The organism is Sneathiella sp. (assembly GCF_047631475.1).
In the GTDB taxonomy this organism is placed as follows: domain Bacteria; phylum Pseudomonadota; class Alphaproteobacteria; order Sneathiellales; family Sneathiellaceae; genus Sneathiella.
On sequence record NZ_JBLHZT010000032.1, the window covers coordinates 12,248 to 34,871 of the forward strand.

A 22,624-nucleotide genomic window follows, 5' to 3' on the forward strand; every position below is an offset into this window, starting at 1 on the left:
ATGAACTTGACCTTCTCAAAACGCCTCATTTTGATCGGATTGCTGATCTTGATTTCTTTTTCTGCACTGCCAGGAAAAGTAAACGCCGAGACAATACCGACAATTCTCAGTGACAAGGATGCCGGCCTATATCAGCAAATTTTTCGGGAGCAGGAAGAAGGCAACTGGAATAAAGCAGACAAACTCATCAAGAAAATTGAAGACCCTCTGCTGATGGGACATGTCAAGCAACAGCGATATATGCACCCAACCCATTATCGGGCGACTTATCCGGAGTTGCATCTATGGATGAAACAATATGCGGATCATCCTGGTGCCGACAAGCTATACCGGCTGGCCGTCAGTCGCCATTTATCTGATTGGAAAGCCACACCAAAGCCGAAAACCGGCAGATATCTTGGTGGAACAGGCCCGGGCCAACCGTTTTACCTTTCAAGATCCTATAAGAGCAAACGTTCTCGAAGCACAAAAACAGTTACTGAAGTCAAACATGCGCATCGAGTAGTTCGGCGATATTTGTATCGAGGTCAGCCAACAAAGGCGATCGAGTATCTGGAACAAAAGAAAATCCAGAAATTATTGGATAAAACCGAGTACGCCATTTTGCAGGCGCGAATTGCCAAAAGCTTCTTTCTCTATGCAAAAGATGACCTTGCTTTAGAACACGCAGAAGCGGCTTTGCAAAAGTCCCGCCGTTATGTCCCCCTCGCCCACTGGACTGCGGGCTTGACGGCTTGGCGTCTTGGAAAGATGAAAAAGGCTGCCAACCATTTCACAGCGTTAAGCAATGTTAAACGGATCTCTGGTTGGACAGCCAGTCGGTCCAGTTGGTGGGCATCGCGTAGTTTCCTGAAATTGGGAGAGGCTGAAAAAGCGATTGAGTATCTCCAAAAGGCGGCAACCCATCCAAGGACATTTTATGGATTGTTAGCGTTGCGGCAACTTGGCGTTTACAAGCCTTTCGACTGGGATTTGCCGAAATTAACAGCAGTAAATCTTGAAAAACTTCTAAAGCTGCCGGCCGCCAAACGGGCAATTGCCCTAAGCGAAGCCGGCCAGTTCCACTTGGCGGAACGCGAATTACGATCCTCCTTTTCTAAGTTGCGGTCAAAAGACGGGAACCTTTTGTTGACCTTATCCGAGCGCATTGGCGTTCCTGCCGTTGCCATGCGGATGGGTTTGTATCTATGGGAACGAAAAGATACTGCAATTGACGCCGCTATATATCCGCTGCCCCAATGGATCCCTCAAGGCGGTTTCAAAGTAGACCGCGCCTTGATCTATGCTTTTATGCGTCAAGAATCAGGGTTTTATTCGCGCGCCGAAAGCCCCGTTGGGGCGAAGGGCCTTATGCAACTGATGCCGTCCACAGCAAGTTATCTTGCCGGAGACAAAAGCCTGCGCAATAGAAAGAACAGGAAGCTGTTTAACCCGTCTTACAATTTGAAGCTGGGTCAAAAATATTTGACCTATTTGATGCAAGACAAAACAGTTCAGACAAATCTGTTCCATCTTACAATCGCCTATAATGGCGGGCCTGGAAATTTGATAAAATGGAAATCCAGAACAAAAGCAAATGGAGATCCACTCTTCTTTATCGAAGCCATGCAAAGCCGTGAAACCAGAAGCTTTATAAAACGGGTATTGACCAACTTCTGGATCTATCGGCACAGATTGGGGCAAGACCTGCCTGCGCTTGACGACATTGCGCAGGGAAGATGGCCCCAGTACCGTTCGTTGGACAAAAAGAATAGAAAGGTTGCAGACAATGCCCGGAATTGATGAAAGCAGGACTTTTATTCCTGTACGAATTGCCGTTCTTACCGTTTCAGATACAAGAGATTTGTCTGAAGATCGTTCCGGTCAAACGCTCGTTGATCGCCTGAAAGACGCCGGCCATCTGCTGGCGGATCGCCAAATCGTCAAAGATGAAATCCCGGCAATTCAAGCGCTTCTCAAAGACTGGATTGCCAATGAGGAAGTCGACGTCGTTATATCTACTGGTGGCACCGGTGTGACGGGTCGAGACGTAACTCCCGAAGCGTTTACAGCCCTGTATGAAAAAGAAATCCCCGGTTTTGGTGAGTTATTTCGAATGCTGAGCTATCAGAAAATCGGGACCTCTACAATTCAGTCTCGTGCAACAGCGGGGGTCGCTGGCGGTACTTATCTGTTCGCCCTGCCCGGATCGACAGGGGCCGTTAAAGACGCTTGGGATGATATTTTGGTTCATCAATTGGATTACCGATTCATGCCGTGTAACTTTGTCGAACTCTTTCCGCGCCTTCAGGAACATCTAAAACGCAGTAAATCGTAGCCCTTCTAATGCTAATTTCCGGATAAATGAAACAAGTCGCTTATCGAAAACAGTTTGTTAATTTTTTAGCTTGATAGTTGGGTCTACACAAATTTGAAAGCACTCCAAGTTTAACCATGGCAAACTTTTTTACAGTTGGAAAATACCGACCTCACAACAGACGGGATCACCGTCATGAGTTGCCATGCATGACAATCCAGATCGGTGCAATCCGGTTTGATACTTATGATTGGAGTCTTGGAGGATTCCGAATAGATGATTATCGAGGTCGGCCGCCAGTTGGCGAAGTTGTCCGCATCTCAGAGCTGTCCTATTCGCTTGAAAATTCGGTGTCTGTTGACTGCCGCGCAACGGTAACCCGTATTATTCTAGGTAAAAACCAGGTGGCCTTCGCCTTTAACAAATTGGATGAAGCCGCATTTGATTTTCTTGAAAAAGCCAGTATGCAGCGCCTCACGCTACTTTCCAACGCTGGTAAATAACGAACCCAATCTGCTTATAATAAGTACCACCTAAACAAATGTTCTTGAATTGTTCTTTTTTTGGTTTTACCATGAAAGAATGGAACCTCAGCCTACCCTTCCACCTCCTGAAATAAGCAAACGCGGGCGCGGCGCGACGCTCAACCCGGTGAGCCGCTTTCAAACGACTGAACATGTTAGGGTAGATGATGGATGGGAAAAGGATGATGATGCCTATGAGGCCCTTCGCACATCGGTGACGGTTGAATGGGCAAAATCAATTATTTCCCGCAATCAATCACCAGACCTGCCTTTTGACCGTTCGATAAACCCCTACCGGGGCTGTGAACATGGCTGTATTTATTGTTATGCCCGCCCGTCGCATGCCTATATGGATTTATCACCTGGTCTGGATTTCGAAAGCAAACTCTTTGAAAAACCAAATGCGCCAGACCTTCTATGGAATGAACTCGGCCGCAGCCAGTATGAATGTGCCCCCATTGCACTGGGAACCAATACGGATCCCTATCAGCCAATAGAAAAAGACAGACGCATTACCCGAGAGATTTTGAAGGTTTTAGCAAAAACAAAACACCCTTTCACCATTACAACGAAATCTGATCTTGTTTTACGTGATCTCGACATTCTGCAGCCTTTAGCAAAACAAAGGCTTGTGACGGTCGGCATTTCTTTAACAAGCTTAAACAATCGTTTATCTCGAACCATGGAGCCGCGCGCCAGTGCGCCCCATAAACGCTTAAAGGCCATTCGGAAACTAAGCGATGCCGGAATTCCGGTCGTTGCTCAAATGGCCCCTGTCATCCCGGCTGTGAATGATATGGAAATGGAACAAATCTTGAAAGCTGCCAAGGAAAATGGTGCGTCTGACGCTATTTACCTGCTTCTCAGATTACCGCGTGAAGTCTCTCCTCTTTTTCGAGATTGGCTGCAGGAACATTTCCCGGATCGGGCCGCCAAAGTCATGTCGCTGATCCAATCGATGCGAAAAGGCAGCGATTATGACCCTGATTTTAGAACCCGGATGAGAGGTCAGGGAGCCTACGCGGATCTCATCGCTAACCGGTTCACTCTCGCCTGCCGTAAATACGGACTGAAAAAACGAAAACACGACCTTGCAACCGACTTGTTTAAAAAGCCTACTGGACCCATCAATCAATATTCTCTTTTTGATGATTAACCTGATTTTCATTGCATTTTACTAGACGATCAGTCTAAAAATAACGAATGCAACAGGAAGTACCCCTAAAAAGAGGCCGTGGGCGCCCACCAAAACTGGATAGCGGCCATCTGGAAACCAAGGAAAAGCTCCTTCGAATGGGCACACAGGTTTTAACGGAAAAAGGGTTTTCCAGTACGGGACTGGATGGTATTTTAAAAGAAGCTGGCATTCCAAAAGGCTCTTTTTATCATTACTTTGCTAATAAGAAAGCGTTCGGTCTCGCCGTCATTGACAACTATAACGCCTATTTTTGCGCCAAACTGGACAAATGGCTTTTGAATGACAGCCGCTCTCCCCTTAATCGATTGGCTGACTTTATTGCTGATGCCAAACATGGCATGGAACGATACCAGTTTAAACGGGGCTGCCTTATTGGTAACTTGGGTCAGGAACTCGCAGGAGTGGATGAAACATTCCGGCTTCCCTTGGAACAAGTTTTTCTGACGTGGCAAACCCGGGTTTCAAGATGCCTTGAAGAGGCCCAGCAACAAAACGAGATTGCCGTTCATCTAAACTGCCAGGATCTGGCTTCCTTTTTCTGGATTGGTTGGGAAGGTGCCATTTTAAGGGCCAAACTCGCCCAGTCCTGCGATCCATTAGACCTATTTGCCGATCAGTTTTTCGGCATGATCAAGAAAAATAATCCAATTGAGAATAACAGGAGTGAAAACCGTGAAAGCAATTCTGATTACCAAAGAAAATGAAGAATACAAAGCAGCGCTCAGCGATGTTTCAGAAGACCAGCTTCCTGAAGGGGATGTAACGGTTGCAGTTGAATATTCGACGTTAAATTATAAAGACGGCCTAGCGATCACTGGCTCCTCTCCGGTTGTTCGCAAATTTCCGATGGTTCCCGGGGTCGATATCGCCGGTACCGTTATTGACAGCCTGGGCAATCAATTCAAGGCAGGCGACAAGGTCATTTTGAACGGCTGGGGCGTTGGAGAAACCCATTGGGGCGGACTGGCTGAGAAGGCCCGCCTAAAATCTGAATGGCTGGTGCCGCTACCCGCCGCGTTTTCAACTAAACAGGCGATGGCAATTGGAACCGCAGGGTATACAGCAATGCTGTGTGTCATGGCGCTTGAACGGCAAGGCGTGACACCGGACAAAGGGGATATATTGGTCACCGGCGCTGTGGGTGGCGTTGGTAGTGTTGCGGTTTCACTTCTCGCAAAACTTGGATACTCCGTTGTCGCATCTACAGGCCGTGCAGATCAGGCGGATTATCTGAAAGAACTGGGTGCTTCTGACATCATTAACAGAGAAGAACTGTCCGCTCCGGGCCGCCCTCTTGGCAAAGAGCGATGGGCTGGCGCAGTCGATACGGTTGGCAGCCACACCCTTGCGAATATCTGCGCTGGTACAAAATATGGTGGTGTTGTCACAGCTTGCGGACTTGCTCAAGGCATGGATCTACCTGCAACAGTGATGCCCTTTATTCTGCGCGGTGTTATTTTGAACGGGATTGATAGTGTATATTGCCCGATTGAAACCCGCATTGAAGCTTGGAATAGACTGGCTCAGGATCTGGATACGAAACATATCGATCTGATTACCAATGAAATAAAACTGTCTGAAGCCATTTCAGCCGCGAGTGACCTGATGAAGGGAACCATTCGAGGCCGGGCCGTCGTTAACGTTAACGCATAAAGAAACGCATAAGAAAGAGGCGCAACATGAGCGATCAAGCAATTAGCCGTTACCCGATCCCAGAGATAAAGGATCTGCCGGAGGATCTACAGGAACTAATTCTGGGCGTACAGGAAAAAGCAGGATTCATTCCCAATGTCTTTTTGACATTGGCCCACCGCCCAGACGAATTGCGGGCTTTCTTCAACTATCATGACGCGATCATGCTACGGGAGAGTAACCTGACGAAAGCCGAAAAAGAAATGATTGTCGTAACAACGTCGTCCGACAATAATTGCCTTTATTGTGTGGTCTCCCACGGTGCCATTTTGCGGATTTACTCTAAAAACCCGCTTATTGCCGACCAATTGACGACCAACCACCACAAGGCCGATATAACGGATCGTCAAAAAGCCATGCTTGATTTTGCCCTCAAAGTATCGAATGACGCCCAGTCAATTGGCGAAAGCGATTTTGACCTGTTGAAAAGCCATGGTTTCACTGAGGAGGATATCTGGGATATTGCGGCCATCACAGCGTTCTTCGGGCTCAGCAATCGCATGGCGAACTTAACAAGCATGCGGCCAAACGATGAGTTTTTCACCATGGGCCGAGGCTAAACTAACCAAGCGAGGCTCTGCAGCTTAAACAGCAGAGCCTTGTTTAACATCCTTCAAATTGAATAAGGCCAAAGCCAAAAACAGGGTCTGGGCCGTTCTGCCCCAGATCAAGTGCCGATGCGGATAGCTTAGGTAAAATCATCGAACGACTATTTTGCTGTTTAGCGCCCGCCTTTGTCATTTCCAACGCGGCTCTGGCGACGACATACGGAACGGCAAACGACGTCCCTGATCGGTAACTGCCTTTGCCGCCTGCCTTTGCCAACCACAACATAACCCCCGGCGCTGCAAAGTCTACATGAGAGCCACGCGTTGCCAAGCGATACACCTGCTTCTCGCGATCTACAGCCGTAACACCAACCACATCCGAATGCGCCGCTGGATAAGGAGGGCGCGCCTCTGCGCCACCGTTCCCCGCAGCCGCAAACAGGCCGATATTTTTGTTGGATACTTCTGCTAGGACTGTTCCAACGGCCCTATTTTCAGGGCCTTCCAACGACATATTGATAAAGTCGACTTTTCTTCCGATCAGCCAGTTCATGCCTTCCAAAAAAGAGCTGGTCGCAGCATAGATGCGACCCGATTTCCGCGAAAGAATATCTGCAATGAATAAGGAAGACTGCACCATTAAGCCGTCATATCCCTCTTTCGGCAAACGACCTTTATATTGCACTGCGATTGCGGTTCCATGATCCGACGCCTTTGGCAACCCACCCCCATCTAGGCCAAAGGCGGCCATCTTTATGTTTCTGTCCCCCCGGATCGCAGGGTGATTCAGATCCGCCCCGCCATCCAGAACACCGATCGAGAAGCCCTCACCATCTACCGTCTGGCATTTCTTTGCCTGAACTGTACGGGCCGTCAACGTATCGGCATAAAGTCTGGGCTGCCCGGAAAGTTCGCTGATATGATTGAAGTCAATTACCGCATCAGGATATTGTACGCGCAACGCCCTCAGACCTTCATCTTCATCCACAGCAGAAGGCATTTTAACGCGCAGAAGGACAAAATTTAGCCCCGCAAGGTTACTTTCCTTTAACAACAAATAACCGGCGCGATCCAATTCCTGCTTAATCGCGTCAACACGCGCCTGACCGAACAGGTCTTTGGATAATAAAACAAGCAATTCGGCGGCGATGTGATCAGCCTTTTGGGGTTGGATTTTGACAGGTAGGTTCGCATCAGTTGGATCACACATCCTGTATGACCTCCGATTGCCCTCCCCGGCAACAATCAGCCCATTTATTTTAAGAATAATCTGGTACCTCTGACCCGGTTGCAAATCGAGCGATTTGGGAAAGGCGACAATTATTTCTTTTCCAGACCACCTTTTGATTTCAAGAGAAGCCGACTGTCCCGCGCCCTTGAGTGTAACAGCCCGAACCCTGGGGGGGACATCGCCCAAATTACTGCCAATCAGGTGAACCCGTTTTTGCTTGTCCAAGCAACCAGTTGCTGTTCGCAAATATACCGGAAGTGCTCTTTTCAATTCAGGGGTCACCTCCCGACTTTTCTTGCCTGTCGGGCGAGGAGCGGCAGTTCCTGGTTCTGCACCTGTCGGACGCGAAGGCGTGGCCGTCAAAGGCTGAGCTGCGGGATCCGTTGCTGGTGATGTCCCCGGTGCGGATGAAGAAGACGCAACCAGATCAAGGTGTTGCGACAAAAACCGCCCTTCTTCTTTGGCCGCAACAGGTCCGGCAAACAGTGCAAAGATGAGCAAGAATTTGAAAAAGCGATCCTTCAGGAACAGAGTAAGCATTTTACTCCTCCAACACCTCAATCACATGGACGTTGGCCACCAGCTTTTTGATGAGCGCTTCCACGTCCTTATCTTTGTCAGCCCCTAAAATTTCAACGCGGTAAAAACCGAGTGCCGTAGGCCCTTCAATAATATTGAGCTGCTGTTGCCTAAGAAGACTTCGAATATCTTTTTCCGTTGATAGTTCTTCAAAAAACACCTGTAAGACAGGGCCAGAAGCAGTACCGCCAGACGCTGTGACCATTCCTTCTTCCGTCAGGGTGGAATTCACCTGAATGCCACCCAGCACAGCTAATGCGATGCAGGCCGCAACAGCAACAGGACGCCACCACCCCTGCACGCTATTGTCATTCGCAAGAACACCCTTTGGTACATCTGTGGATTTGAAGGATTTTCCGTGTTCACCCATTGCAGCATGAAGACGGGCGAGCCCCATTTCACCAGGGCTTTTTTCAAAGACCTGTTCTTTAATCTTCCCTTGTAAAGCAACCAGGAACTGACGTTCCGCTTCAAAATCCGGATCGGTTTTCAAACGATCTTCAACCGCTTGTTTCTCTGCTCCGGATAAGGAATTATTGACATAAAAAGGCAGAAGATGATCCAGTTCTTTGTCCGTAAAGTCACTCATGATCTTGCTCCTGTGAATTTTTCAACGCACCGCTTTAAGGCTTGTTTTGCATGAAAAATCCGGGTCTTTACCGTTCCTTCGGGCCGATCAATGATGGCAGCAATTTCAGGATATGAGAGATCCTCGAAAAAAGCCATATGGACAACCATACGCTGCGCTTCACTCAGCGCCTCGACACATTTTTGAAGAAAGGTCGCCTCTTCAGTTGCGTTTAATAATTCCATGGGACTTAATCCTTCGTCATCCGCCATTGTTTCATGCTTGTCTTCATCAAGCTGGTCCACTGTGCGTTTTCTAAGGCGGTCTATGGATTTATTAAAAGCAATCCCAAAGACCCATGTTGAGACTTTAGACCTGCCTTCAAATCCGTCGGCCTTACGCCAGACATCGAGGAAGACTTCATGAAGTATGTCGTATGCTTCGAAGGGATCGTTCAATTTTTGACGAATAAAATGATAAACTTTCTTCTCAAACCGGCGATAAAACTCGTCAAAGGCTTGTTTATCGCCTTTTTTAATATGTTCAATAAGCTCTAAATCGTTCAAGGAACCGGTCACATTCATCATCCGCTGCTCTCCAAGAAGAAAACCGTGGCGAACAAGTTCGTCACGGCGTTTCAACTGCCTTGCTATGTTCCCCTGAAACAGATCAAGGGTATAGGATCTTTCTAAAATCTGACTGAGCGAGGACAGTGCCGCCCGAACTGATCGCCCGAATACGCCACAAATAAGTACTACCGTGCAGCAAATGTTTTTCGGCAAATCCCGCAAATGTTGATGACGTCTGCGTGCCCGGAACAATTTTACCAACAACAAGCTCCGCATCCGTATCAAATGGACTGACAATCAATGGGGCGGCATTTAAGTTGCTGAGCGGATTTTTCCCGCCTGGAAGATCAAAAAGTTCAATCTGATAGGCCGCAGCACCAGCAACTGGATGCCAATCAAATACTGTGTTTGCATTGAACGGCACACCCTCAACCGGACGAAACGCTTCCAGTGGCGACAAACGTGACAAACCCGGTGTGGAATTAGGATTTACATAATATCTTAGAACAGGCTGTGTAAACTGAGTTTGCGGGTCAATCAGAACCAGCTTCACTTCATGCAATCCTGTTGTTCCTGTTGGTAGTTTTGGGCTCAGCAGGCGAACACGACCGTTCCCGGATGACGACAACTGTCGACGCACTTGTGATAACCGCCGCTCAAATTGCCCACCCCGAATAGAGGGACTATCAATCACGCGCCATTCGGCCTGCAACAAGCCCCGCGAGACAAAATTAATTTCTGCAACAGCTCTTAAATCGCTATTTTGGCCGACAACATTCGTTTTGCCGCCATTTTCAAATGACAATTCAATCCGGTTTATATTAAGTGCGCCAGAGGCCCCACCGCCAGCGATGAGTTGGGCGAATCCCGTTCCAGCCCCTAAACCATCATTAAAAATACGTTGAATACGGGCATCATTACCACCTTTGGCAATTTGCTTCGCAAGGGTCACCGAGACAGGAATAACCTCAGAGAAGGTCAGGGTCTCTGGTACACCAACAGTCGGCGTTGTTGTTCTGCTCAAACTTTTTGAAACAGTCAGAACGGTCAAACCGTTGATGATAATATCATAGGAAGCTGAGGATGTGACTGTCGTTGCCGGCGCGCTGATTGTGTGAACCACACGCCAGGTTACACTGACGCCCCCGCCGGTCGGCAAAACCGTCACCTTGCTGGGAACGGCCGTAACACTACTCACACTCGCCTCTGCCGAGAGTGTCAGCGACAAAAGGGCAAATAGAACAACTGTTATGTTTTTCAAACTATTTATCATTGGCCTAGTATACAACCGGCGCTTTGAGGCGCAGGACAATAAATCCCTCATATTTCGCGTCATCCAGCGCATTATCCGAATTTCCATTTTCTTTCTCCATTGCGCCGCGGAAAGCAAGCGCGACACCCGGCCTGTTTACATCTGCCGGAATAAACGTCCATTCCATCTCACCTGATAGAATATGCTTATCTGGTAAGTCGCCGCTTCCTGAAGAAAGGTTCATATTATAATTGATATTCGTTGTAAGTGTTTGCGGGATTAAGCTTGCCTGAACGCCAAGATTACCGGTCACATTATAGGATCGTTCACCATCAGCCTTTTGAACATACTGATTGTAACTTGTACCAAGAGACAGGTTCAAAGCATCTGAAACGGTCCAGTATGCCGACAGATCCACCGTTTGGTCTGTGGTATCGGACGACACTTCAGTTTCATCGGTAAATGTCGACCGGTTATAGGACAGTTGCCAGTTCCAGCGTTCATAGCTCGACCCGACATTGGCATAATAATTTACAGATATATTATCTGTTTGATCCCCTAGATACCCAAGCGGTGTCTCTTTCCGGTCTGCATCAACCAGATTAAAACCAAACCCAACAAACGGGGTGCCCAACCAGGCACGATCATCCGGTGTTTCCCGGTCAATCGAGAAAGAATAACTGCCGTCAACACCCGCCATCATAACCTGATCAGTGGCAACATCAGCAAGGTCCGCGGTGTTGTTGGTTTCGTAGCTGGCTTGCGCATTCAGGTTTAAGGCCCCCCAATACAGATTGGAGAAGACAGAATAACTGTTTCTGTCGACACTTAACCCCTGATTGGCAAGGCTGTAGAAAAAAGTATCAACCTGCTCCCATTTTCCGCCAACCGTCATCGAAAGCGGCACATCTGATTGACCATCATCTGGAATAAGAACGTAACTGATATCGACAGTTTCGGCGTCTGCAAAATCAGTACCCAGACTCCCAGATCCATCAAGGTCCATATTTGAAAATGCAAGCTCCCCGCGCAATCGCAACCGATCCTGCCCCCAATAACTGTCGGCAATCAAAGCACCACCGCTTCCCTTTGGGGCGCTGTCCGATGTCAGTCCGCCTCCGCTCCCGAAATCATCTTCGCCCCCCTCAGAGGCAAAATATAATCCGGTTAGTTCGATTTTCGTGTCTTCGTGCCAAACGGGCCGTCCAACAACAGCTCCCCCGGTTACATGCCCGGATTTCTTTTGTAGACCGGTAAAATCGTCAGCCCCCGCAAGTGAATCGCTACTCAGTGAAAAGCCTGTAAATTTCAACCGGTCATCAGCCGCACCAACGCTGATAGATGCCCCCCGGCGCATATACGAAGACATGGACAGACTTTCAATGCCGATGTCCTGATGCCCCAAAATGGCCGAGCCATTGACAGCATCCCCGCGGTATCCAAGATTGATCGTATACTCCCCCAAATCAATTTCGTTCCCGGTTACAGACAAGTCTTCTTCAGACTCAATGAAGTAATTTCCGGTCGCATCAAACGTCCAGCGCCCACCGGTCATATTCAGGGCGCCATTACCCGAACCCGAAATCGTCAGATCGTTTGGCGAGGATGCAATGTTGCTATCAAATAGTCTTTGGGAAATTTCAATATTATTATCAGCTGAGGCCTCGACAGTCAGGCCCTCTGGCGCCGATTGTGTGTCGCTGGCAACCGTTTGTGCGGCACTCCCCTGTTCAGAGGAACCATTCGTTACCAAAACCGAGTTTTCCTGAACGGTAAATTCCCAGAAATGCTGCTCTATATATTCACCAGAACCGGTCACCTGATATAAACGCAGAGTATGATATCCGGGCTGCAAGGTTTCGATCGGCTTAAAAATAAGAGCGTCTGGGGTTTGTTCTACCAGCCCTGTGATGTCGATGTTATCCAGTTCGACTGCAAAATTGCTCTCTTCAGCAGTACGAACAGCCTCGCTGATTTTTATCACAAGTGAAGAGCGGCCATCGTGGTTATCCTCTGGCAGAAATTCTGCAGGCCACGATATCTCGTCCGCGTTCGAAACCGACGGGAGTCCCATTATAAAAACCAGCATAACGATCGCCATGCTGCCAAAAAAGCGCATCATGAAGAGACCAATCCCCCGTTTAACTTTGCAAAATCCCTATTTTGCTGGTGCATCTTCCCTACATGATTAAAAACTATAGAACCAAAACGCAATTAAATGTCTCCCAAATGGTCTAGTTTAAATCAGAAAATACGTATTTGTGACCAATTGGCTTCATACTTTATTGTTTTGGCGTTCTGATACCGCCTATAATCATGTCAACGAATCCGGTAAACAGCGGGTCGTGTCAATCAATATATTCGTCTAAGTAGACATCTTGGATAGACAACATCTCTGATAAAATGCCTGATAAACCAGATTATTCTCTAGAGACAAAATTGGCCGGGCGGATTGTCGGCATCGATGAAGTGGGCCGAGGCCCCTTTGCGGGGCCGGTGGTTGCTGCCGCTGTTATTCTGGATCCTCAGAATATTCCAGATGGCCTTCAAGATTCAAAAAAGATCAGCAAAAATAGACGCGAAGCCCTTTATGAGACATTGATGGCCTGTGCCAATGTCGGTATCGGCGAGGCCACCGTTCAGGAAGTGGATCAGCTGAACATCTTGCAAGCCACCTTTCTGGCAATGAAGCGAGCGGCAACTGCATTAAATATTACGCCAGACTTTGCCTTGGTTGATGGTAATCGGGATCCAAAACTTGGGATCCCGACACAACTTGTTGTAAAAGGTGACAGCATTTCAGTGTCAATTGCGGCCGCTTCGATTGTTGCAAAAGTGACACGCGATCGAAAAATGTGTGCTCTTGCGAAGCTGTTTCCGCACTACGGATGGGAGAAAAATGCGGGTTACGGCACGGCCGAGCATCGCAAGGGGTTGAGTCTCTTTGGTGTCACACCACAACATAGGCGAAGTTTTGCCCCAATTCGAAAAATTTTGGAAGAGAATGAGACTATAATTTAAGAGTCTCCGCTAAGACACTGATTCAACAAAAGTTATTGACTGAACGAATCGGCCGAATCAGTATTGGTGTTATCCGGAACCACAGGTGATGCCCTTATGACAGAGACAACAAAGCTTCCATTGAACCAAATACTACAAGGTAACTGCATCGAATTGATGAACAGCTTACCTGAAAAATCAGTTGATATGATTTTCGCCGACCCTCCATACAACATGCAGCTTTCTGGCGAGTTACGTCGGCCAGATGACAGCAAAGTTGATGCGGTCGATGACGAGTGGGATCAATTCGAAAGTTTTCAGGTCTATGACAAATTCACCCGTGAATGGCTACAAGCCGCAAAACGAATTTTGAAAGACGATGGCACGTTATGGGTGATCGGTTCTTACCATAATATCTTCCGGGTTGGGGCAACCCTGCAGGATCTGGGATACTGGATCCTGAACGATGTTATCTGGCGTAAAACCAACCCTATGCCAAACTTTCGCGGAACCCGGTTCACCAATGCACATGAAACACTGATCTGGTGTTCAAAAGACCAGAATGCCAAAGGCATGACTTTTAATTATGATGCCTTGAAAGTCATGAACGACGATATACAGATGCGTTCCGATTGGCATTTACCCATTTGCAGTGGCGGCGAACGGTTAAAGATTGATGGTGAAAAAGCACATACAACGCAAAAACCGGAAAGCCTGCTCTATCGTATTCTAACTGCAGCGTCTAATCCGGGAGACGTTATTCTGGATCCATTTTTCGGTTCTGGCACAACGGGTGCTGTTGCCAAAAAATTGGGGCGCCACTTTATTGGCTGCGAACAGGAAACGAAATACATCAATGTCGCAAAGGAACGTATCCGCAAAGTACAGGCCTTGGGGCCTGAAAATCTTGAAATCACGAAAGGCAAGCGACAAGAACCCCGTGTACCTTTTGGCTCTGTGGTCGAGAGAGGCTTATTGTCCGCAGGTCAGGTTTTATTTGACTCCCGTAAGCGGTACAAAGCAAAGGTGCGCGCCGACGGCAGTCTTATTGCTTCAGATGTCAGTGGCTCTATTCACAAAGTTGGTGCACAATTGCAAGGCGCCAGCACCTGCAATGGATGGACATTCTGGCATTTCGACGCTGAAGGGCAAGCCATTTCGATTGACGTTCTCCGTCAACAGGTACGCGCAGAAATGAACTAGAAGGGATATTGTTGTCCCTTCAACCATCAAAGGGGCGCACAATGACAAAAGTTATTTCAATCGCACTGGGCTGCATGATTACACTATTTGCAGCCCCTTCGCTTCACGCGGCAGAGTTTAATTCTGCTCAGTTCCTGGGAATTGACCGGAACGCCGACAATATCATTTCCCCAGCTGAAGCCGCGACCTATCGGGAAAGACTATTTACCAACCTTGATCTTGATGCCAACGGAAGCGTCGAATTCGAAGAATATGTGAAAGCCAATCAACTGAGAGCCGCGACGGCCGGGCCCGGATCAGCCGTTCCAGTAACCGACGCCTATAAACGGAACGACGAAAATGGCGACACCGTTTTGACGCGGGAAGAATTTATGGCTGCCGGGAAAGCCGCGTTTAAGGCTTTGGATACGAATAATGACGGAATGATCTCTCAACCGGAATTTGTCGCGCCAGGTCTCTAAGTTATAATCCCAGAACGCCTTGCCCAGTTTTGACGGAAGACACAACCTTGGTCATCAGGGTGGGTAAGGCGATTTCAACAAATTTTTCCGGCTGCACCCAATAAAGATGGTTTGAGACAACCCGATCCTCTTTATTCAAACGCAAGATGTGGGGCGTAAAATGCAGATGGAAATGCGTAAATGTGTGGGTAATCCGGTCACCAAGTTTGTGTACTTCCTGATGATCAAGATCGCCCAACTCGCAGAGCAGCGCGTTGATATCGTCTCCCGAATAGTCAGCCTCAACCCACGAAGTGGATGGGAACTCCATCATACCACCCAGCAATCCCTTCTCTTCCCTTCTACGCAACAACACTTCACCGAGATGGTTTTCAATCCATAAAACCGCTGCTTTTCGGGTTGGTTTCGTCTTCTTGGGCGCCTTTTTTGGAAATTGTTCCTGATCGCCCTTTGCATATGCCGCGCACTCTTTATTTACAGGGCAATCCGAACAACGCGGTTTTTTAGGTGTGCAGACTATTGCACCGATATCCATCAAGGCCTGTGCATAATCGCCTGGCCTGTTTTCAGGAGAGACTCTGGCTGCCAGTTCCCGAATTTGGCGTCGGGACTTTGGAAGAGCCTCCTGAACCCGGTAAACTCTGGTGATGATGCGTTCAATATTCCCATCCACAACCACTGCCGGAACACCATAGGCAATCGAGGCGATCGCCGCCGCTGTATACTCACCGATACCAGGCAAGGCCAGGAGTTCCTTTTCGGATTTAGGGAAATGTCCGCCATATTTTTGACAAACCTCGCCAGCACATTTGTGAAGGTTTCGGGCGCGCGCGTAATATCCAAGGCCAGCCCAAGCGACCAAAACGTCATCTAATGAGGCATTCGCAAGATGTTGCACAGTCGGCCAGCTATTCAGGAATTTTTCAAAATACGGCCCAACTGTTGCAACCGTTGTTTGCTGCAACATGATTTCACTCAGCCAGACATGATAGGCATTCGCCGTTTTCCCGGGAGGGCTTCGCCACGGTAAAATTCGGGCCTTTACATCGTACCATTTAAGGATCTTCTGAGAGAAATCCTTGGTCGCAAAAAGTTGATTATCCATAATTTTTCGATCATATCATTCTCAAAGAGGACATTGCCACCTATATACAGGAATAATCAGGCGAGGGAGAAGAGATCCGGTGAGAAAAGTCGGACATTTAAAAGGACCGAAGGCCATTGGCAGCTATGTCGGCAAAACTGCGCGTGCAGCGTTGGTCAAGCGTGGCTTTGCCCAAGCCGACATTTTGTCGCATTGGCAGAATATTGTTGGCCCCACGCTCTATCACTTCTCCAGTCCGGAAAGATTAACTTATTCGAAGAACAAAAATGCAGAAGCAACCCTCAAAGTGAGAGTAGCGCCCGGGCACGCGCCGGAATTTCAACATTTTGAGCCTTTGATCATTGAACGAATCAACAGTTTCTTTGGCTATAAGGCGATCAGCCGGATCAGCATCATTCAAGCACCAGTAAAAAGAGCCAAAAAACCCAAGAAAACTGCGCCCCCAGAGCCAACTTCGGAACAAAAAAATTGGCTAGAACACTCTGTAAAAGAGGTCAAAGATGAAGAGCTGAAAGCTCATTTAATGACCCTGGGAGCCGCAATTCTGGCAAAGAACAACACCTGAAATATCAACACGTCACCCATCAAACCCGCATAAATGCTGGGTTTATTAAGGAATATTCGAAAGATTGAGGAATCGTTTATGAAAAGCTATACTAACACCATATCTAGTATGAATGAGCAGACAATGACACTATCACGCCGACATTTTGTGGCTTCCGCCGGTATCGCCCCTCTTGCATTGGGTGCAGCGGGCACTTTGCTGTCTCCTGCAACTGCGCAGGCCGGTGTCATGGATATTCTGGAAAATGACAATGTTTTAGGTGACCCGAAGGCCCCCATCTCAATTGTCGAATATGCCTCCTTAACCTGTCCACATTGTGCTGACTTTCATGTCAATGCCCTGAAAAACATCGAAGAAGACTATATCAATTCGGGAAAAGCGTTCCTGATTTATCGGGATTTCCCGCTGGATCGCTACGCCTTCCAGGCATCCGTTCTGGCGCATGCCGCAGGAAAAGATCGTTTTTTTGCTGTGCTTAAGATCCTTTTTGAAAAGCAAGCAGAATGGACAGCAGCGTCGGACATAACGGCAGCGTTGACCAAGATCGGAAACATGGTTGGTATCTCAAAAGCCACTTTCGAAAAGAACCTCGCAGATGAAAAACTGGGAGAAAGCATTTTAACGGACCGGATGGTTGGCGCCAATGAATATGGTGTCAGCAGCACCCCTACCCTCTTTATTAACGGCGAGAAATACGAAGGTTCCCGTGAATACGAGGTATTGGGGCCGTATCTCGCTGGCATCTAAAGGCATAGAATGGAGGGGCCGTGAAATTTACTCAATTGCGTCTGTCTGGTTTCAAGTCTTTTGTGGAACCAACGGAATTATTGATTAAAGACGGCCTCACCGGCATTGTCGGTCCCAACGGGTGTGGTAAATCCAATCTGGTCGAGGCCCTTCGATGGGTTATGGGGGAAACATCTGCCAAGAATATGCGCGGCGGCGCAATGGATGATGTTATTTTTGCTGGCACATCCAGTCGCCCTCCGCGCAATATGGCAGAAGTTACGTTGGGACTGGATAACTCTGACAGAATCGCGCCTGCCGCATATAATGATTCCCGTGAAGTGGACATTACCCGGAGGATCAGGCGGGATTCCGGATCGGACTATCGTATCAATGGCCGGGTTTCCCGGGCCCGTGATGTTCAACTTCTTTTTGCGGATATGGCAACCGGTGCGAATTCAACTGCAATTGTCAGTCAGGGCCGGGTTGGCTCCCTTATTAATGCGAAACCAAAAGATCGCCGTCACCTGCTGGAAGAAGCTGCGGGAATATCCGGCCTGCACTCCCGTCGGCATGAAGCCGAACTCAGGCTGAAAGCTGCAGAAACCAACTTGGAGCGTGTTGATGATGTTGCCGGACAACTTGAAGTCCAGTTAGGCAGCCTGAAAAGGCAAGCTCGCCAAGCCAACCGATACAGAAATATTTCAGGTCATATACGAAAAGCCGAAGCTCTATTATTACTTCGAAAACAGGAGCAGGCGCTGCGTGCGCAGGAAAAAGCAACGAAAGAACTCGCGGATGCTTCGGCCGCTGTTGCCGAACTGACAAAGCAGGTCGCCATCGCACAGAATGCCGCTCTAAAAGCCAATGAGATCCTTGCGCCACTCCGTGAACGTGAAGCCTCTGCCGCGGCCAAGGTTCAACGATTAACGCTGGAACGCGAAAATCTGGATGCAGAGGAAGAACGCTTAAAACGTGCGCGCCAGCAGTTGGAAGACCAACGGGTACAAATTTCCCATGATATGAGCCGCGAGAAGTCGCTTGAAAAAGATGCGGCCGATGCAGTCACCCGTTTGACAGAAGAGCAAAAAAGCATTCATGAAAAAGCGGCAAAAGATGCCCCCAAACTGAAAATCGTTCAGAGTGAAATAAGCGACCGTCAGGATCAGGTTCGCAAGCTACAATCAGATTTCGACTTGGAAACGGAACAACTGGCGGCTCATAAGGCGAAAGAACATAGCCTTCTTGATCAGCAAAAAAACACCGAAGCATCCTTGAACAAACTGACCCAGCGATTGACCGAAATCGAAAGCGAGACCACTAAAATTGACGCAGCGCTTACCTCCCTGACCAATAATCAGGATATTCAGGCTAAACTGGAACTGCATCTGAAAGAAATCCTCAACTATTCTTCTGACATTGAGGCCTTTGACGAGAAGTGTAAATCCGCGGATCATCAAGAACGGCAAGCACGAGATCGGGTTAGAGAGGCCGAAAAAGAAACATCAGCTGTACAGGCTGAAATAAAAGCACTTTTATCCATGCTAGAGGATGGGTCAGAGGGGAAATGGACCCCCATTGCTGAGAATCTCTCGGTTAAAAAGGGTTATGAAGCAGCCCTTGGCGCCGCCCTTGGCGAAGATTTAGAAGCGCCTTTGGATCAAAGTGCGCAATCCTATTGGTCGGCGGATACTTGCACCGCACACCCACTACCGTCATTTGAAGATGACCTTGCCACCTTGGATCAATTCGTCTCGGGTGAAGAGATCCTGATGTCCCGTCTTAAAATGATCGGCATAACGGATGCCGAAGCAGGAGACCACCTGTCCAAAACCCTTAAACCCGGCCAACGCCTGATTTCCAAGGAAGGAGATCTCTGGCGGTGGGATGGGTTTGTTCGCAAGGCCGGTGCTAAAACGGCGGCAGCCCTAAGGCTGGAGCAACGCAATCGACTGGCTGGATTGGAAAAAGAAAAATCCAGCAAAGAAGCGGCGGCTGAAAAATCACGGGTTGAACTGGAACAATTCGAACAGAAGCTATCGGCTTTACGCCAGCAGGAAAAAGAACTCAGGACACTCTTGCGAACAAAAGAGCAGGAAGCGAACTCTCTTCGCGCGCTGGTCTCAGAACAGACCCGTAAACTTGCAACCTTACAGTCCAGACAGTCTTCACTCGTAGAAAGCAAGACAGCGCTTTTGCAGGAAAAGGCTGATCTGGAACAGGTATTATCCCACATCAAACAGCAACGCTCTTCCCTTCCTGATATTACTGACGCCCAGCAAAAACTGGAATCAGCCCGTCAGGTTTTGCGGGAAGAACGCGAATCTCTTGGTAATATGCGCTCAACCTTTGATCAGTTTACTCGCGAATCAGCATTGCGTCGCGATCGGCTGGACGCCATTGCGGTGGAAAAAGAAAGCTGGATACAACGCAGTAACAGTGTAGCCAGTCACTTCAGCCAACTTGAAATGCGTTTTTCCTCTACCGAGCAGGAACTCAAAGACCTTGAAGGAAAACCAGAAGAGATCTCGCTAAAACGCGGGCAGCTGATGGACGAAATAGCCAGAGCAGAAGGCGCCAGATCGACGGCTAAGGATCAATTAAGTGAGGGAGAAGCCGTTGTTTCCGAGTGCAATGAAGCGTTGAGAAAAAGCCAAGAATCACTTGCACTATGCCGGGAAGAACGGGTGCGCTTTCAAGCTGATAAAGATCATAGCATTGAAAACCTCCAGCAACTGGCCAATCAGATATACGAAAAACTGGAATGCAGCCCCGAAGACATTCGCAAAGCCGGGGAAATCGAAGAGGATGAAGAAATCCCGCCTGTTGATGTCAGTGAACGCAGGGTCGAGCGCCTGAAAAAGGAACGGGACGGTATGGGCCCGGTTAATCTAAGAGCCGAAATCGAAGCCGATGAAATTGACGAGCAGCTTTCCACGCTACTGAAAGAACGAAAAGATCTGGAAGATGCCATACTTCGCCTACGGCAGGGAATTGCGAGCCTTAACAAAGAAGGCAGGGAACGCCTTCTCATTGCGTTTAAAAAGGTGGATGCCCATTTCCAGACCCTGTTCAAGCAGGTGTTCGGGGGCGGTCATGCCCATCTTACATTAACGGAATCAGACGATCCCCTTGCTGCAGGACTGGAGATAATGGCAAGCCCACCGGGAAAAAGGCTGCAATTGATGTCTTTGTTATCTGGTGGCGAGCAGGCCCTGACAGCGGTAGCATTGCTTTTTGCTGTTTTCCTCACAAACCCCGCGCCAATCTGCGTGTTGGACGAAGTGGATGCACCTTTGGATGATGTCAATGTGGAACGCCTATGCAATTTGCTCGATAGTATCTCGGAAAATTCAAGCACCCGCTTTCTGGTTGTTACGCATCACCCCATAACGATGGCGCGGATGGACCGATTGTTTGGCGTTACCATGGCGGAGCGCGGTATCTCCCAATTGGTCTCTGTTGATCTCACTCGCGCCCAGCTGATGACAAATGAAACGGTCTAGCCCTTGAAATACAGCTTATTTTTCACGCTTTTCTGTTTTTTACGAAAGAGTATATTTGCATGCGGTTTGGACCTTGACAGTGGGATAGCCAGACCGTATGTTTCCCGCGCTTTCTGTAGGGGGAATTGTGTTATGTTAATTTTTCGTGTAAGTGACGAAAAATGAATGAGCCGACTGACCAGCAGAAGCAGGAATTTAAAGCTCGGCTAAAGGCCGCCCAACATAAACGGGACGAAAGTTCATGGGATGGGCAGCTTGGTGTCGAGCGATCTGGCGCAGCGGGCCGGGCCTGGCGACTTTCTGTAGAGATGGTTGCGGCTTTTGTGGTTTGCGGTGGATTTGGTTGGGCGATCGACACTTGGTTGGACACTCGGCCAGTATTTATATTGGTGTTTGCTGTAATTGGTATGGTCGTTGGCGTGTACAACGTCTATAAAGTAGCCAAAGCAATGAACCCAGATGATTTTGAACAGTAAACAGGCGTTTGCCTGTTTATGCATGTGAAACAGACAAGGCGGGAATAGTATCGTGGCAGAAGGTCAAGGGCTTGTGATCGACCCTATGGGGCAGTTTCAAATCAAAAGACTGATTCCAATGGAAGTGGGCGGCGTCGACGTCTCATTCACCAACTCATCCTTGTTAATGGTTATCGTTATTGCGGCCATTACACTCTTTCTGACGCTGAGCATGCGTGGCCGCGCCATGGTGCCTGGCCGTATGCAGTCAATTGCTGAGCTCAGCTATGAGTTTATCGCCAACATGTTGAAAGAGAACGTGGGCTCGGAAGGTCGTAAATACTTCCCGTTCATCTTTTCGATCTTCATGTTTGTTCTATTCTGTAACCTTATCGGCATGGTCCCTTACAGCTTTACTGTAACAAGCCATATCGTTGTTACTTTTGGCTTGGCGGCCACCGTATTCATCACGGTCACCCTTGTGGGTATCTTCCGTCACGGCTTCAAGTTCCTCTCTCTTTTCGCACCAAGCGGTGTCCCGGTCTTTTTGCTGGTGATCCTGGTGCCTATTGAAATCATCTCATACTTTGTTCGGCCGATCAGTCTTTCTGTTCGTCTCTTTGCCAACATGGTAGCGGGCCACGCATTGCTGAAAGTTTTCGGCGCCTTTGTTGTCGGCCTGAGCTGGTGGGGTGGCTGGTTGCCACTCGGATTTATCACAGCCTTGACTGGACTGGAATTCCTGGTTGCATTTTTGCAGGCCTACGTTTTCGCCATCCTGTCGTGCCTGTATTTGAACGATGCGGTCAACCTGCATCACTAAGTTTTACTGTTAGCCCAATATCTTTATAGATCTTGTTTGAAGAAGGAAGTTAATCATGGAATTAGAAGCCGCTCGTATGATTGGTGCAGGTCTCGCGACTATCGCTCTTGCCGGTGTTGGCCTTGGTCTGGGTAACATCTTCGGATCTTACATCTCCGGTTCTTTGCGCAACCCAGCAGCCGCTCCGAAAGTTTTCGGTAACGTTCTGCTCGGCTTTGCTCTGACAGAAGCTGTTGCTCTGTTTGCTCTGGTTATCGCTCTTATTATCCTGTTCGTATAATCTCTCTGACATCCCGTTAGAGAATTGTTTGATCACTAGGATT

The 22,624-nt window shown here is 48.4% G+C and carries 22 protein-coding genes; 16 read left to right on the top strand and 6 right to left on the bottom strand.

What is annotated here, in order from left to right; all coding sequences use genetic code 11:
* The 7 genes from ACJAYR_RS12950 (at position 1) to ACJAYR_RS12980 (ending at position 6,270) form a co-directional block, all read left to right on the top strand.
* The gene (locus ACJAYR_RS12950) at positions 1-1,782 is read left to right on the top strand and encodes a transglycosylase SLT domain-containing protein (RefSeq protein ID WP_415236990.1); all 1,782 of its coding nucleotides are present in this window, start codon (positions 1-3) and stop codon (positions 1,780-1,782) included.
* Positions 1,769-2,317: a molybdenum cofactor biosynthesis protein B gene (gene moaB / locus ACJAYR_RS12955; protein WP_415236991.1), complete on the top strand. Its 549-nt coding sequence runs from the start codon at positions 1,769-1,771 to the stop codon at positions 2,315-2,317. Before ACJAYR_RS12950 ends, moaB begins: the two co-directional genes overlap by 14 nt.
* A 116-nt stretch (positions 2,318-2,433) precedes the next feature.
* A complete protein-coding gene (locus tag ACJAYR_RS12960; RefSeq protein WP_415236992.1) occupies positions 2,434-2,799 on the top strand; it encodes a PilZ domain-containing protein in 366 nt (121 codons plus the stop codon).
* Between the two features lie 79 nt (positions 2,800-2,878).
* On the top strand, positions 2,879-3,976 hold the full coding sequence (locus tag ACJAYR_RS12965; protein ID WP_415236993.1) for a PA0069 family radical SAM protein: 1,098 nt from the start codon (positions 2,879-2,881) through the stop codon (positions 3,974-3,976).
* 47 nt (positions 3,977-4,023) lie between these two features.
* Positions 4,024-4,722: a TetR/AcrR family transcriptional regulator gene (locus ACJAYR_RS12970; RefSeq protein WP_415236994.1), complete on the top strand. Its 699-nt coding sequence runs from the start codon at positions 4,024-4,026 to the stop codon at positions 4,720-4,722.
* Entirely contained in the window at positions 4,700-5,671 is a 972-nt protein-coding gene (locus tag ACJAYR_RS12975) for an MDR family oxidoreductase (RefSeq protein ID WP_415237018.1), read from the top strand. Before ACJAYR_RS12970 ends, ACJAYR_RS12975 begins: the two co-directional genes overlap by 23 nt.
* 26 nt (positions 5,672-5,697) lie before the next feature.
* Positions 5,698-6,270, top strand: coding sequence for a peroxidase-related enzyme (locus tag ACJAYR_RS12980; protein ID WP_415236995.1), 573 nt, complete (start codon positions 5,698-5,700; stop codon positions 6,268-6,270).
* A gap of 43 nt (positions 6,271-6,313) precedes the next feature.
* On the opposite strand, the gene ACJAYR_RS12985 is transcribed toward ACJAYR_RS12980, so the two are convergent.
* From ACJAYR_RS12985 to ACJAYR_RS13005, 5 genes are read right to left on the bottom strand one after another with little or no spacing between them, the layout of a single operon-like run.
* Complete coding sequence (locus tag ACJAYR_RS12985) at positions 6,314-8,029, bottom strand: S8 family serine peptidase (protein ID WP_415236996.1); 1,716 nt, start codon at positions 8,027-8,029, stop codon at positions 6,314-6,316.
* A 1-nt stretch (position 8,030) separates the two neighbouring features.
* Positions 8,031-8,657: a hypothetical protein gene (locus tag ACJAYR_RS12990; RefSeq protein WP_415236997.1), complete on the bottom strand. Its 627-nt coding sequence runs from the start codon at positions 8,655-8,657 to the stop codon at positions 8,031-8,033.
* Positions 8,654-9,277 (bottom strand): RNA polymerase sigma factor, encoded by a 624-nt coding sequence (locus ACJAYR_RS12995; protein WP_415236998.1) that lies wholly within the window; start codon positions 9,275-9,277, stop codon positions 8,654-8,656. The genes ACJAYR_RS12990 and ACJAYR_RS12995 overlap by 4 nt, the downstream gene beginning before the upstream one ends.
* Positions 9,278-9,305: 28 nt before the next feature.
* Positions 9,306-10,466 (bottom strand): hypothetical protein, encoded by a 1,161-nt coding sequence (locus tag ACJAYR_RS13000; RefSeq protein WP_415236999.1) that lies wholly within the window; start codon positions 10,464-10,466, stop codon positions 9,306-9,308.
* A 16-nt stretch (positions 10,467-10,482) separates the two neighbouring features.
* Entirely contained in the window at positions 10,483-12,579 is a 2,097-nt protein-coding gene (locus tag ACJAYR_RS13005; RefSeq protein WP_415237000.1) for a hypothetical protein, read from the bottom strand.
* Positions 12,580-12,860: 281 nt separating this feature from the next.
* Here ACJAYR_RS13005 and ACJAYR_RS13010 point away from each other — a divergent pair, with 281 nt between their 5' ends.
* The 3 genes from ACJAYR_RS13010 to ACJAYR_RS13020 all read left to right on the top strand — a co-directional run bounded on the left by ACJAYR_RS13010 (position 12,861) and on the right by ACJAYR_RS13020 (position 15,121).
* Positions 12,861-13,478, top strand: a complete 618-nt coding sequence (locus ACJAYR_RS13010; RefSeq protein ID WP_415237001.1) for a ribonuclease HII — start codon at positions 12,861-12,863, stop codon at positions 13,476-13,478.
* 96 nt (positions 13,479-13,574) lie between these two features.
* Positions 13,575-14,660: a site-specific DNA-methyltransferase gene (locus ACJAYR_RS13015; protein WP_169544571.1), complete on the top strand. Its 1,086-nt coding sequence runs from the start codon at positions 13,575-13,577 to the stop codon at positions 14,658-14,660.
* A gap of 41 nt (positions 14,661-14,701) precedes the next feature.
* On the top strand, positions 14,702-15,121 hold the full coding sequence (locus ACJAYR_RS13020) for an EF-hand domain-containing protein (protein ID WP_415237002.1): 420 nt from the start codon (positions 14,702-14,704) through the stop codon (positions 15,119-15,121).
* A gap of 1 nt (position 15,122) precedes the next feature.
* Here the strand turns inward: ACJAYR_RS13020 and mutY are convergent, their stop codons facing one another.
* Positions 15,123-16,226, bottom strand: a complete 1,104-nt coding sequence (gene mutY / locus ACJAYR_RS13025) for an A/G-specific adenine glycosylase (protein WP_415237003.1) — start codon at positions 16,224-16,226, stop codon at positions 15,123-15,125.
* Positions 16,227-16,305: 79 nt separating this feature from the next.
* Here mutY and ACJAYR_RS13030 point away from each other — a divergent pair, with 79 nt between their 5' ends.
* From ACJAYR_RS13030 to ACJAYR_RS13055, 6 genes are all read left to right on the top strand, one after another.
* Positions 16,306-16,791 carry a DUF721 domain-containing protein gene (locus ACJAYR_RS13030; protein ID WP_415237004.1) on the top strand — a complete coding sequence of 162 codons (486 nt, stop codon included), beginning with the start codon at positions 16,306-16,308 and terminating at the stop codon, positions 16,789-16,791.
* Between the two features lie 78 nt (positions 16,792-16,869).
* Positions 16,870-17,538 carry a DsbA family protein gene (locus ACJAYR_RS13035; RefSeq protein ID WP_415237005.1) on the top strand — a complete coding sequence of 223 codons (669 nt, stop codon included), beginning with the start codon at positions 16,870-16,872 and terminating at the stop codon, positions 17,536-17,538.
* Between the two features lie 20 nt (positions 17,539-17,558).
* On the top strand, positions 17,559-21,023 hold the full coding sequence (smc, locus tag ACJAYR_RS13040; protein WP_415237006.1) for a chromosome segregation protein SMC: 3,465 nt from the start codon (positions 17,559-17,561) through the stop codon (positions 21,021-21,023).
* A 161-nt stretch (positions 21,024-21,184) separates the two neighbouring features.
* Entirely contained in the window at positions 21,185-21,499 is a 315-nt protein-coding gene (locus ACJAYR_RS13045) for an AtpZ/AtpI family protein (RefSeq protein WP_415237007.1), read from the top strand.
* A gap of 49 nt (positions 21,500-21,548) precedes the next feature.
* On the top strand, positions 21,549-22,301 hold the full coding sequence (locus ACJAYR_RS13050; RefSeq protein WP_415237019.1) for a F0F1 ATP synthase subunit A: 753 nt from the start codon (positions 21,549-21,551) through the stop codon (positions 22,299-22,301).
* A 55-nt stretch (positions 22,302-22,356) separates the two neighbouring features.
* Positions 22,357-22,581 (top strand): F0F1 ATP synthase subunit C, encoded by a 225-nt coding sequence (locus ACJAYR_RS13055; protein WP_025898179.1) that lies wholly within the window; start codon positions 22,357-22,359, stop codon positions 22,579-22,581.
* The last annotated feature ends 43 nt before the right edge of the window (positions 22,582-22,624 follow it).

Excerpts from the sequence above, each read along its gene's own strand:
- ACJAYR_RS12950 (WP_415236990.1), top strand. The coding sequence starts at position 1 with ATGAACTTGACCTTCTCAAAACGCCTCATTTTGATCGGATTGCTGATC.
- moaB (WP_415236991.1), top strand. The coding sequence starts at position 1,769 with ATGCCCGGAATTGATGAAAGCAGGACTTTTATTCCTGTACGAATTGCC.
- ACJAYR_RS12960 (WP_415236992.1), top strand. The coding sequence starts at position 2,434 with ATGGCAAACTTTTTTACAGTTGGAAAATACCGACCTCACAACAGACGG.
- ACJAYR_RS12965 (WP_415236993.1), top strand. The coding sequence starts at position 2,879 with ATGGAACCTCAGCCTACCCTTCCACCTCCTGAAATAAGCAAACGCGGG.
- ACJAYR_RS12970 (WP_415236994.1), top strand. The coding sequence starts at position 4,024 with ATGCAACAGGAAGTACCCCTAAAAAGAGGCCGTGGGCGCCCACCAAAA.
- ACJAYR_RS12980 (WP_415236995.1), top strand. The coding sequence starts at position 5,698 with ATGAGCGATCAAGCAATTAGCCGTTACCCGATCCCAGAGATAAAGGAT.
- ACJAYR_RS12985 (WP_415236996.1), bottom strand. The coding sequence starts at position 8,029 with ATGCTTACTCTGTTCCTGAAGGATCGCTTTTTCAAATTCTTGCTCATC.
- ACJAYR_RS12990 (WP_415236997.1), bottom strand. The coding sequence starts at position 8,657 with ATGAGTGACTTTACGGACAAAGAACTGGATCATCTTCTGCCTTTTTAT.
- ACJAYR_RS13005 (WP_415237000.1), bottom strand. The coding sequence starts at position 12,579 with ATGATGCGCTTTTTTGGCAGCATGGCGATCGTTATGCTGGTTTTTATA.
- ACJAYR_RS13010 (WP_415237001.1), top strand. The coding sequence starts at position 12,861 with ATGCCTGATAAACCAGATTATTCTCTAGAGACAAAATTGGCCGGGCGG.
- ACJAYR_RS13015 (WP_169544571.1), top strand. The coding sequence starts at position 13,575 with ATGACAGAGACAACAAAGCTTCCATTGAACCAAATACTACAAGGTAAC.
- ACJAYR_RS13020 (WP_415237002.1), top strand. The coding sequence starts at position 14,702 with ATGACAAAAGTTATTTCAATCGCACTGGGCTGCATGATTACACTATTT.
- mutY (WP_415237003.1), bottom strand. The coding sequence starts at position 16,226 with ATGGATAATCAACTTTTTGCGACCAAGGATTTCTCTCAGAAGATCCTT.
- ACJAYR_RS13035 (WP_415237005.1), top strand. The coding sequence starts at position 16,870 with ATGAAAAGCTATACTAACACCATATCTAGTATGAATGAGCAGACAATG.
- ACJAYR_RS13045 (WP_415237007.1), top strand. The coding sequence starts at position 21,185 with ATGAATGAGCCGACTGACCAGCAGAAGCAGGAATTTAAAGCTCGGCTA.
- ACJAYR_RS13055 (WP_025898179.1), top strand. The coding sequence starts at position 22,357 with ATGGAATTAGAAGCCGCTCGTATGATTGGTGCAGGTCTCGCGACTATC.